The organism is Parendozoicomonas verongulae, from assembly GCF_009711465.1.
In the GTDB taxonomy this organism is placed as follows: domain Bacteria; phylum Pseudomonadota; class Gammaproteobacteria; order Pseudomonadales; family Endozoicomonadaceae; genus Sansalvadorimonas; species Sansalvadorimonas verongulae.
The window spans coordinates 2,145-13,669 of record NZ_SMME01000773.1; the positions used below are offsets into that span (position 1 = coordinate 2,145).

8 protein-coding genes and 1 pseudogene are annotated in these 11,525 nt (G+C 49.6%); 7 read left to right on the forward strand and 2 right to left on the reverse strand.

Going from position 1 to position 11,525, the window contains the following annotated elements; all coding sequences use genetic code 11:
- The first annotated feature begins 628 nt into the window (after positions 1–628).
- The 5 genes from E1189_RS06270 to rocD all read left to right on the forward strand — a co-directional run bounded on the left by E1189_RS06270 (position 629) and on the right by rocD (position 7,675).
- Positions 629–2,725 carry a protein-disulfide reductase DsbD family protein gene (locus E1189_RS06270; protein WP_155159185.1) on the forward strand — a complete coding sequence of 699 codons (2,097 nt, stop codon included), beginning with the start codon at positions 629–631 and terminating at the stop codon, positions 2,723–2,725.
- A gap of 190 nt (positions 2,726–2,915) precedes the next feature.
- Positions 2,916–3,647 (forward strand): DsbA family protein, encoded by a 732-nt coding sequence (locus E1189_RS06275; RefSeq protein WP_155159186.1) that lies wholly within the window; start codon positions 2,916–2,918, stop codon positions 3,645–3,647.
- 79 nt (positions 3,648–3,726) lie between these two features.
- Positions 3,727–4,512 (forward strand): hypothetical protein, encoded by a 786-nt coding sequence (locus E1189_RS06280; protein WP_155159187.1) that lies wholly within the window; start codon positions 3,727–3,729, stop codon positions 4,510–4,512.
- Between the two features lie 264 nt (positions 4,513–4,776).
- Positions 4,777–6,276: a sodium/proline symporter PutP gene (gene putP, locus E1189_RS06285; protein WP_155159188.1), complete on the forward strand. Its 1,500-nt coding sequence runs from the start codon at positions 4,777–4,779 to the stop codon at positions 6,274–6,276.
- Positions 6,277–6,457: 181 nt separating this feature from the next.
- Positions 6,458–7,675, forward strand: a complete 1,218-nt coding sequence (gene rocD / locus E1189_RS06290) for an ornithine--oxo-acid transaminase (protein ID WP_155159189.1) — start codon at positions 6,458–6,460, stop codon at positions 7,673–7,675.
- Between the two features lie 363 nt (positions 7,676–8,038).
- On the opposite strand, the gene E1189_RS06295 is transcribed toward rocD, so the two are convergent.
- Both E1189_RS06295 and E1189_RS06300 read right to left on the reverse strand, forming a co-directional pair.
- Positions 8,039–8,575 (reverse strand): hypothetical protein, encoded by a 537-nt coding sequence (locus E1189_RS06295; RefSeq protein ID WP_155159190.1) that lies wholly within the window; start codon positions 8,573–8,575, stop codon positions 8,039–8,041.
- A gap of 104 nt (positions 8,576–8,679) precedes the next feature.
- A complete protein-coding gene (locus E1189_RS06300; RefSeq protein ID WP_155159191.1) occupies positions 8,680–8,967 on the reverse strand; it encodes a hypothetical protein in 288 nt (95 codons plus the stop codon).
- A gap of 337 nt (positions 8,968–9,304) precedes the next feature.
- On the opposite strand from E1189_RS06300, the gene E1189_RS06305 reads away from it, so the two are divergent.
- Both E1189_RS06305 and E1189_RS06310 read left to right on the forward strand, forming a co-directional pair.
- Complete coding sequence (locus E1189_RS06305; protein ID WP_155159192.1) at positions 9,305–11,113, forward strand: M3 family oligoendopeptidase; 1,809 nt, start codon at positions 9,305–9,307, stop codon at positions 11,111–11,113.
- A gap of 70 nt (positions 11,114–11,183) precedes the next feature.
- Positions 11,184–11,525 (forward strand): annotated as a pseudogene (locus E1189_RS06310) (hypothetical protein); the annotation flags it as partial.

Consider the following 11,525-nt stretch of genomic DNA (forward strand, 5'->3'; position numbering starts at 1 on the left):
CGCGCTTATGACGAGGGTCACAAGTCATTATTCGAAGGGCACTCATGAGCGTTACCTCAGAGCAGCTTTCCGATCCCATGATGCTCTGGTTCTTGATGAGGGCAGTTTGACGACTATCGCTCAGGAATTTATTAATGGACTGAAACTGGATACTAAACCCTGACCATTGCTTTCGCATAGTCCGCTGGTGTCTTTCTCCACTCTCGCTACGTCATAACCCTGGCCACGTAGCGGGCTATGCTCCCAGTTTTGTTCCTTGAAGAGCGAGACAATCAACTTGCCACCATTATGTGAAAGTAACGCAAACCTTGCTATTACGTTTTGTTGTCGTTTATTGTATCGCCCCTGAGTTTTGTCACTGACCAAATCTTACTGGGCAAATGAAACGTACTGCCCCGACTGCAAAAATATCAGTCAACCTGCTCCTCATGATGAGTGGGTTTGTTGTTATGTGTTTTTTACAGAGCTGATTCCGTCCAGATCAAGAATCCATTTTACCCAATGTGTGTTTAGAGAGTAGCGCTGACTTCTGATTGATTTCGAAGATGGCGGTGTGTGAATCAACTCTGGCCTGAATGTTATTTACGCTGCTGAGCGATGAGTCTGAGTGGCTGGTTTGGATATTTTCATGGAACAACTTTTTCATCTGAGAATAAAGGTGGTGCTTGCTGCCATCACCCTGATAAGCTCGTTATTGGCATCAGGGTTGGCCGGTGCTGTAGAAACCGGATGGTTAACTAGCCCGGAACACCCTCCCGCAAAAGCCCGCCTGGTGATTACCGGGCAGGTTGATCCCGTTCAAAAAACCGTTGAAGGCTTTTTAGAAATAGCCCTGGAAGGGGACTGGAAAACCTATTGGCGCAGCCCCGGTGAGGGCGGCATTGCGCCTTCAATTGACTGGGGTCAGTCAAGCAATCTTTATCATGTAGACTGGCACTGGCCTTTCCCGCAACAGTTTGACCTGCTGGGGCTACACACCCTCGGCTACAAAGGCGACACGGTGATTCCATTAACTCTGCATGTGCAGGACTGGAATCGTCCTGTCTCAATTAATGCGCAATTCCGGTTGTCATCCTGCACAACCATTTGTGTACTCACCGACTATCCACTCACGCTAGCGTTTACGCCGAGTGAGCTGGTAATGTCTGAACCCGATCTGTTTACTTATGCTCAGGCTATAAGCCGTGTGCCTGGACCCTCTTCACAGTTAAGTCACATCACTGCATATTGGAATGCTCAACGTAAACAATTGACCGTACAACTGTCAAAAGACTCTGGCTGGGATATGCCCGAAGTGATTGTTGATGGACAAACGGAGGATGCTCAGGAATATACCTATAAGCTTCTCAGTAGCAAGGTGGATGGCCATCAGCTCTCTGCGATATTTTCAGTTTCAAGCTGGTTGGGAGATATCAATTTTGATCAGCAGTCTGTTGCTGTTTCTATTAAAGATGAAGCCTTCCTGGCTGAACAGAGTGTAGGTGTGAGTAATGGCGCGTTGCCTGTGCAGGGTGGGAGTTCCCTTCTCCACGTATTGTTCTTCGCGTTTCTGGGCGGTTTGATTTTGAATGTTATGCCCTGCGTTCTTCCCGTTCTGGGAATGAAATTAAGTAGCGTGATATCGGCCTATGGTCTTGAGCGCCGTCAGATTCGAGGGCAGTTCCTCGCTAGTGCTGCAGGGATATTAATATCGTTCTGGCTGCTTGCTGGCTGTCTGTTGGTTTTGAAGTGGACGGGAAATACTGTTGGATGGGGTATTCAATTTCAAAACCCATGGTTTATTGGTTTTATGGTTTTGGTGACAGGGCTTTTTGGTGCCAATATGCTGGGTTTATTTGAGATTACTCTGTCGTCTGATCGCAGTACCTGGCTGGCTTCCAGAGGTGATAACTCTTACAGCGGCCATTTTGTGCAGGGTATGTTTGCCACTCTACTGGCTACTCCTTGTTCTGCCCCGTTTTTGGGAACGGCAATTGCGTTTGCGCTAGCGGCTAACTCCGTACAAATGCTGACGGTTTTCACCGCCTTGGGTGTGGGGTTGGCGTTCCCCTGGATTCTTGTTGCGGGCTTTCCTGGTGTGGCTGCATTCCTTCCAAAACCTGGTGCGTGGATGAACCGGGTAAAGTATCTGTTTGGCAGTATGATGCTGCTGACCAGTGTGTGGCTGCTCACTTTGCTCAGTAACCACGTACCGGTACTGTGGTTGATGGGGGCTGGTGTGCTGCTGGCGGGGGCTGTTATTGCTCTTATCGGTAAAGTGCACGGGGCAAAGACTGCATATATTTCGATGACAGGTTTGGTGGCTTGTTTACTGTTTACTGGGCTGATTCGATTTCACGGTTCAGCTGTGCCGTTAGAAGATAACCTGTCATGGCAACCTTTGTCGTCTGAATTGATAGAGCAATCTGTCCGTGAAGGAAAAACTGTTTTTGTGGACGTGACAGCACAGTGGTGTGTGACCTGCAAAGCCAACAAGTTAGGCGTTATTCTTCAGGAGCCGGTTTACTCTACTTTAAAGAATAAAGGTATTGTTTTAGTGCGAGGGGATTGGACTCGGCCAAGCTCCGTAGTGACTGATTTCCTGAAGCGGCACAACCGTTTTGGTGTGCCATTTAATATTGTCTATGGCCCTGGTGCGCCAGAGGGAATTGCATTGCCGGTTATTCTTTCCGGGCCATTGGTCCTGGATGCTATTGCCGCAGCTCAGGTAAAGACTGACTTGTGAAAAAGAGTTTGTCAGCCCTGCACTTAACTGGGGGAGCCGGTTTTATCCTGCAGTGGCCGTGTCAGAGTGGGGCATATCTGTCACTCCAACCATTTGAATTGTTAAGGCGGGGCAGGTCGAAAACGTGACAACTGGTTTTATGCCCCCTTTGCTTTACTTACCCGTATTTTTTCTCAGTAGGACATATTTCATGTTTAAAAAAATTGTTGCAACGATGGTTGTTGCTTTGGTTTCCATAGTTCAGGCCGCCTGGGCAGAAAGCTCTCAGGAGCAAAACGTAAAAATTGATGCCATCGTTAAGATGCTGAAGGCGAACCCTGATGTGATTGATGGTTTGTATTCAAGCCTGAATACCTACCTGGATCAGCAAAAAGTTTTCCAGGAGCTTTTGAGCAGTCATCTCGCTTATATGACGAGCGAACGCCATTCTTTTATAGGGGCTAATGGGGCAGACGTCACACTGTTCAATATCTCTGATTACAGCTGTCCTTACTGCAAAAGGCTGGATGCCGAGTTGGAGAAGTTGGTAAAGGCTTACCCGCAGGTCAGGGTTGTAAACATCAACGTGCCGGTGAAAGAGGCTGCTTCTGAAGTGAATTCATCCAGCTTTGCATTGAATGTATGGCAGCATGACCGTACGAAATTCAAAGAAGTGAATGCGCTGCTGATTGCCAAGCCGGGTGTTCACAATGCTGCTTCTCTGGCGAAGATCGCCAGGAAAACAGGCACTGAGCAATACTTGAAGGCTGATAAAGAGATTAACCAGCAGCTGTCTGAAAACTTTGCCTTGTTTAATCGCTTTGGTTTACGTGGCACTCCCGGGCTGATTGTGGGTGACCAGCTTATTCGTGGTTATATTCCTTACCAGCAGATAGAGCAGTTACTTAAGCCACAACTGCTTAAGAAAGCTTCTGGAAAGTAAGTGAATAATTGGGTCAGGCATTTTACTAGCGACTACATTTCATCGGTCATTACCGTTACCTTTCGGATGGAAGCTATTTATGAAATGTCATCGTCTGTTTTCTCTGAATCTAGCCTTGGCTCTTCTTTCAGGATTGCTGCTGCCACTGCCTGCCAGGGCAGATTTGAATACTTTGCTGAGCTGTGCCTCACGGATTGTCTATAACCATCTGGGTGGTGTGAATGAAGTAAAAATGCTGGCTTCATATATCGAAAGAAATGAAATGGGGCAGGAGAACTGCCAGGACGGTCAGCCCTTTTCCTCCCACTGTCTGATACTCGAGCAGCAGCTGAAATCTTCGCCACCTTCTGAGGCAGCCGCTTATAAGGACATGCTCGGTAATATTGGCCTCACAAGAGGGGTTCAGAACCTGTTTACAGGATTTGCTGAGCCTGTTTACCGCTGTATATCTGTTGGTGGTTATGGTGGTTTACAGCTTTTTGTGGGCGTTGTGGGAGTGCTTGATCTTGCAAAATGTAAGAGCACTCTGGGGAATAGCTGGTTAGAGATACGTCCCGGGTTGGAGCTGGGCCTTGCCTATGGTGGAGATCTGGGTATCGGCGGCTCACTGGGGTGGGACAGGGAGGTCAGATATACCTCCTGGCCTTTTTCCCTCACGCCGCGTACATCCCTTGATATTGGCAGTTTGATTGGGATTCGCCTGACCAGCCGGGGACAGCTGGTGCCAAACACTGTGAGCGCTGGAATATCGGCAGGTGGTAAAATCGGTGTAGCTATGGGAGGGCAGGTGAATATCACCTTACTGCCTCTTGGCACAGATTATGAGTATTTGAAAAAACGTCTTGGGTCAGTTGAGGTTTTATGAGCTCGATCATAAAACCTCAACTGACCCAAGCTATGAAGGGCTAATTAACTATGAATAGTCCTATTACATCGAGCTATATAGCACGATCCTTTTAAGCCTTTGTGTGAGTTTCATCTAGACTTCCTCCCCGGCTGTAGAGGGGGTTCTTTTAAAGGCCTCTCTGTAGTCTCGCAATAACAGGCCGAATCTACTTAAGACAATTCCAAATCGGCTGATAACGAGATCTTGCTGTTTTCCTGTAGGGAAGCAGGCTGGGGAGGTGTTATGCAGGTAGAACCCGCAGTTCTTATTACGTTTCTGGTGTATTTTCTGGGTATGCTCGGTTTAGGGCTTTTGGCCTGGCACAGAACCAATACCAGTGAAGATTACTTTCTTGGGGGGCGTTCTCTGGGGCCGTGGACAACGGCTCTCAGTGCCAGTGCATCGGATATGAGTGGCTGGTTGCTCCTGGGGCTGCCCGGTTATGCCTTTGCTGCTGGCATGGAGGCTTTCTGGCTGGCCGGGGGGATTTTGCTGGGAACCTGGTTGAACTGGCTGCTGGTTGCGCGCCGCCTGCGGGTGTTCAGCGAGGCGGCCGGTAATGCTTTGACCCTGCCAGAATATTTCACCAACCGTTTCCATGATAAAAGCCGGGCACTGCAGATGATTTCTGCGGGCTTCATTATTCTGTTCTTCCTGTTTTACACCAGTGCCGGGCTGGTAGCTGGTGGCAAGCTGTTTGAAACCGCCTTTGGGCTGGATTATAAAATGGCCGTTATCATTGGCTCTGTCAGCGTTATTTCCTACACCCTGTTTGGAGGCTATCTGGCCGTATGCTGGACTGACTTTGTTCAGGGGCTCATGATGGCCGCTGCTCTTGTCGCTGTGCCTCTGGTGGTGATTGACCAGGTGGGTGGCCTGAATCAGGTAATAGGTACGCTGGAATACCATAACCCTGAGCTATTGAGTCCATTTACCAATAAAGAAGGCGACCCTCTGGATATCGTGCTGATTCTCTCTCTGCTCGGATGGGGGCTGGGGTACTTTGGACAGCCTCACATTCTTGCGCGCTTCAAAGGCATTCGCAGCCAGAAAGATATGCCAGTTGCCCGTGCTGTGGCTGTCGGGTGGAGTGGTATCTGTTTGATTGCTGCGATGTTTGTTGGGTTGGCTGGTTTTGTGTACCACCTGGAAACCGGTATGAAAGTGGATGACCCTGAGCAGATTTTCATGGTTCTGGTCGGCACTCTGTTTAACCCGGTTGTAGCCGGTATTCTGCTGGCAGCGATTCTTGCGGCGGTAATGAGTACCGCCGATTCCCAGTTGCTGGTGTGCTCAACGGCTTTTGCAGAAGATTTCTACAAAGATATGTTTCATCCGGAAGCGGACCAAAAACGTGTACTGTGGATCGGGCGTCTGGCCGTTGTGGGTATTGCCACAGTAGCAACCTTGCTGGCACTGGACCCGGAGAGCAGTGTGCTGGGTATGGTGGCTTACGCCTGGGCCGGGTTCGGTGCGGCTTTTGGCCCGGCACTGATTATCAGCCTGTTTTGGGACAAGATGACTCGCAATGGCGCGCTGGCAGGTATTGTTTCCGGTGGTTTGATGGTGGTGATCTGGAATCAGTTCAGTGGCGGTGTGTTTGATCTGTACGAGTTGATTCCCGGGTTTATAGTATCGTGCCTGTCCATCGTGCTGGTAAGCCTTGCAGACCAGTCCTCATCTTCGGAGGCGCAGGGAATCTTTGCCAGAGTTAAGCGGAATCTGGATGTAGTCGACACATGAAATGCGGATAAGTTGGGTCAGTAGGTGTTGACCCAGCTATACACTCCTGATAATAAGTACATTCACAAGCATCTTGCCCGGGCGTCTGTCCGGGCTTCTTCATAAGAGAACAACAATATCAGGCTTTCACCAGCCTGCACCATAAGTGTGGCTACGTGTCAGAGAGCCAGAAGGAGCAGCTATGACCCAGTTATCTTCATCGGAGCTGATGGAACTCGAACAGCGCTACGGTGCCCACAACTACCACCCTTTGCCTGTTGTTCTGGATAAGGGTAAGGGAGCCAAGGTCTGGGATGTGGAAGGACGTGAATACTATGATTTCTTATCCGCATACTCTGCGGTCAACCAGGGCCACTGCCATCCAAAAATCGTGCAGGCTGTGGCTGAACAGGCAGAGCGTTTAACTCTCACCTCCCGCGCATTCTACAGCAGCTCTCTGGGCGTGTTTGAAAAATACATGACCGAATACTTTGGCTTCGACAAGGTACTGGCCATGAATACCGGCGCAGAAGCGGTAGAAACAGCCATTAAGCTGTGCCGTAAGTGGGCCTATCAGAAGAAGGGCATCGAGTCCCATAAAGCGCGCATTCTGGTGTGTGATGGTAACTTTCACGGCCGCACGACTACGATAATTTCCTTCTCCAACGATGACGAAGCCCGTGCAGATTACGGCCCCTATACCCCCGGCTTCACCGGTATTCCTTATAACGATTTGGCTGCCATGGAAAAAGCCATTCAGGCTGGTGACGTCGCCGGTGTTCTGGTTGAACCTATTCAGGGTGAAGCGGGTGTGATTATACCCGACGACGGTTTCCTTACCGGCGTGCGTGAACTGTGTACAAAACACAATGTGCTGATGATGGCGGATGAAGTACAAACCGGTATCGCCCGTACCGGCAAGCTGCTCGCTGTAAACCACGAAGGTGTTCGCCCCGATGTACTGATTCTGGGTAAGGCATTGTCTGGCGGGGTGTACCCTGTATCGGCCGTGTTAGCGGATGACGACATCATGCTCTGTATCCGCCCCGGTCAGCATGGCTCCACATACGGCGGCAACCCCATGGCCTGTAAGGTGGCGATGGCGGCTTTGGATATTATCCGTGATGAAGAGCTGGCCCATAATGCAGACGTTCGTGGTAAAGCCCTGCGTGCAGGTTTGCGTGAGATTGATCATCCACTGCTGAAAACGGTACGTGGCCGTGGCCTGCTGAATGCCATTGATATTGAGCCTGCCAATGGTATCGATGCCTGGGAAGTGTGTGTGAAGCTGGCGGAAAATGGTTTGCTGGCCAAGCCAACCCACGAACACACTATCCGTTTTTCACCACCGCTGGTGATGACTGCGGAGCAGATTCAGGAGTGCATTGGCATTTTGAAGAAGACGTTTGCAGAGCTTTAAAATGAAAAAGGCCCTGACTCATTGAGCAGGGCCTTTGATTATCTGGGTCGCATCTACTCCAGAAGCATGTAAAAAGGCCAGTATAATGCACCTGCAACGAGTACCCACAGGGCAACATCTCCAATAACTTTCTCCATTCTCAAGAGACGACGGGATAACTTCCGATTCACAACGGCTTCCTTGCTGATCAATAAAATTTAAGGGGAATGGGCAACTGCTTCAGAATGCCTGTTGAGTCGCCACAAACCTTAGTTAAGACGACCTCAAGAGAATTGCGACCAGCAATTGATAACTATTTCTTATGGTTTACTCCGATAGACTGGTTTTCAGCAATAAGCCTCCATGAAAGTGTTTATGCAGCTCTTATATGGGCTGAGTTGCTTTCGCGAACGGATTAGTAAAAGTGGAGGAGTGTCCGGCCAGAATTACTCCTGGATGACGGCACTGAACAGCTCTGCGTACTTTGTTCACTTTTTTTTTGGGAATATCCACCAGAACCAGACAGGCTCCAGAATCAATATCTTTCTGAAAGCGCGCAATACGATAGTTCAGCCGAGACATGCCCGCCAACCCGCCAGACCAGGCCCCAAACAAAGTAAACAGCAGTACGGTGAATAGCATTTCTGCATGACCAAATGAGTCCGGTATAAGCTGCAGGGAGTGAGTTGCCAGGCTCCAGATAAGGCTGAGAGCCAAACCAATCAGTGCACCACGTTCTCCGAGGTAGATCAGATTGTAACGCTGAAAAAAGTGGACTGGATGAATATGATGGTGGTAGAGACCAGCATCATCGGCACTTAAACCATGGATATGCCACTCTCCAACACCGGCCCTGCGCAGATCACTAATTAGAGCATCGGCTTCGTCAACGGAGTGGGTAAGGTAGTAGAGCCGCTTCATAACCAGACTCTCCGATAGATGGATAACCCAGTATACGAAGCGCAGAGGCAGGCAATAAACGGATTCGATCTTTCAATAGATCGTTCCGTTCTCAAGGATGACGATCAGGATATGTTGTGAGTCTTGGTGGCAGGTCGAGATAAGCGATCCGCTTCCCAGGGCACTGGCGCGAAGAACCGTAAGGCCAGCCACTCCCCCTTGGGCAAGGTTTCCCGTGCCTCCCTGATGGCTTTGGTCAGCTCAGGCATGCCAACGAAGATCTGATCAATAATCATACCCCCATCGGAGCTATAGGCGCGCACCGGATCGAGCTGTTTCGGCTGATTAACGTAGCTGGAGAAGTAGACTTTCTGGTCGCTCCTATCAGGCTGGCTCGGCCAGGGTTTTTGCACTTCATGGATGCCTTCTAATTATTGATTGTTATAGTTTTTGGTTTCTGAACAGGCAGGAAGTTTACCTTGTGAGTCAGAGAGGGGCTCACCGTAAATTTGTTGGTCAGTCAATTTGGCCAGATACACCTTTCGAGGTTTGGTGTATGACCTGCCGATGTCCATATTGTGGGATAATGAACTGATTGGATCAAAAAAACAGTGGAATTTACTGTGCTGCGAAGTGGCAGTATTAGCTGTTGTGTTGTTGCCATCTTGTGTTTTCAGGTTGTTTCACGTTTTCATAACAAGTGTTCCCGATATGAAGCAGTTTTGTAAATAATGGTTTGTTGAGGTAGTGATGAATATAAAGAATGATAAAACCATCCCATCCTGGGATAACAGCGCGATTTACTCTGGATTTGATGATCCAGCGATAGAGGCGGATATTGCCCGAATTCAAGCGGGTACAGAGATCATCGCAGAGTTGGCCGCTCAATTGAAAGAGCCTCTTCTATCTGAACAGTTTGAAATCCTGGAAGAGATTCTGGTGACTCATGATAAAACCAGAGTCCTTCTTGCCACCCTTTTTACATACGCAAGCTGTGCCACAAGTGTAGATGTGACCAATATTGCAGCTAAAAAGCTTTCGGTGCGCATGGGGAGTATTGGGTCAGAGCTTACTCAGGCGTTTACTCTTGCCCGGCAGTTAATTCTGAAAACGGATGACGTGACGTTCGAGGCCCTGTTTCAGCGCTCCGCTGTTCAGCCCCAGCACTTCCACTTCTCCCATGAGCGTAAGCACAGTCAATATTACCTGACAACTCAGGAAGAAGTGGTGCTCTCGGCGGTGCAAACCGATGGCTTGCACGGGTGGGGTCGTTTATACAGCGAGTTGGCGGGTAGTCTGCGTTGTGAAATAGCGGGTGAAGAGATGGGCCTTGCGGCAGCCAGTAACCTGGTGCGCAGTGCCGATGCTCAAACCCGCCTTGAGGCGTGGCAAGCCATCCAAAGAGCATGGAAGGGCAATGAGATTCCTGCGGCCGCTATTCTTAATGCGATCAATGGCTGGCGTCATCAGGAGAATAAGCTGCGTTCCTCGAAGGAAGAGTTGCATTATCTGGAAGTCAGCAGCCATCAGCAGCATATTGAACGTACGACACTGTCTAACTTGATGGATACGGTTTACCAGCAACGGGGTATCGGCCATCGCGCCCTGGCCGGTATGGCGCAGGGGCTGGGAGTTCCCAAGGTTGGCCCACAGGATATTCTTGCGCCTTGCCCAGTGGCCAGGGGAAGTGAATCCAGCTATTACCCGTTTGATCAGGCGATTGATCTGATTGCCAAAGCGTTCTCCGGTTTTGACCCGGAAATGGGTGAGTTTGCCCATATGATGTACCGCAATAACTGGATTGATGCTCTGTCCACTGAAAACCGTTCCACTGGTGCCTACTGCACCAAGTTTGCCAATCTTCGCCAGCCTCGGGTATTTATGACCTGGGATGGTTCGGTGGGGAATGTGATAACCCTCGCCCATGAGTTAGGTCATGCGTGGCATAACTGGGTGATGCGGGATATGCCATTGGCGCAGACTTACTACCCGATGACACTGGCTGAAACCGCCAGTATCTTCGCGGAAACCTTGGTACGGGATGCGTTATTCAATGAAGCTAAATCGGATCAGGATAAAATGGAAGTGGCCTGGCAGGATGCTGAAGGTGCGGCGGCTTTCCTGATCAATATCCCCGCTCGTTTCGAGTTTGAAAAGCGGATGGTTGAACAGCGTCGTCAAACTTACATCCCCGCTGAAGAGCTCTCTGAGATGATGGAGCAAAGCTGGGCAACCTGGTATGAAGAGAGCCTCACCGGTTACGATCCCATGTTCTGGGCCTCTAAGCTGCACTTCTCCATTTCCGGTTTGAGCTTTTATAACTACCCCTATCTGTTCGGTTATTTATTCAGCCTTGGTATCTACGCCCAGAAAGAAAAACTGGGTTCTGACTTCAAAGAAGCTTATCGCGCTATTTTGCGAGATACGGCGGTTATGTCTGCCGAAGAGCTGGTGCAAAAGCATCTGGATAAGGATATTGAACAGCCCGCATTCTGGAAGGAAAGCCTTGCTATTGTGGAAGGACTTGTGGGGCGTTTTGAGGGTTTGTTGAACGATTAATGCGCACTGGCACGGTGTCCATGGGCTGCTATTCTGCTTCCTCCAATCATAAGAAGAGGAGTGGCTGCCCATGAACTGTGAGGCAAAGAATGATCCGGAACATACGGTGAATACCATGACAGATTTAGTGAATATCGTTGCGGAAACACGCGCTCACATGGATCGCCGGTTCAACCAGCAGGATCGGCGTTTTGATCAGCAAGACTGCCGTTTCGATCAACTGGAATGTCGGTTCGATCAAATGGAGTGTCGGTTCGATAAGCTGGAGTACAGATTCGATAAGCTGGAGTGCCGGTTTGGTGAGCAAGAGCACAGGTTGGGTGAGTTGGAGAGTCGGTTCGATAAACAAGATAAGCAAATGACCGAGCTGCAATATCGGGTATCTGGTCTGGAAGATCGAATGTCTGGTCTG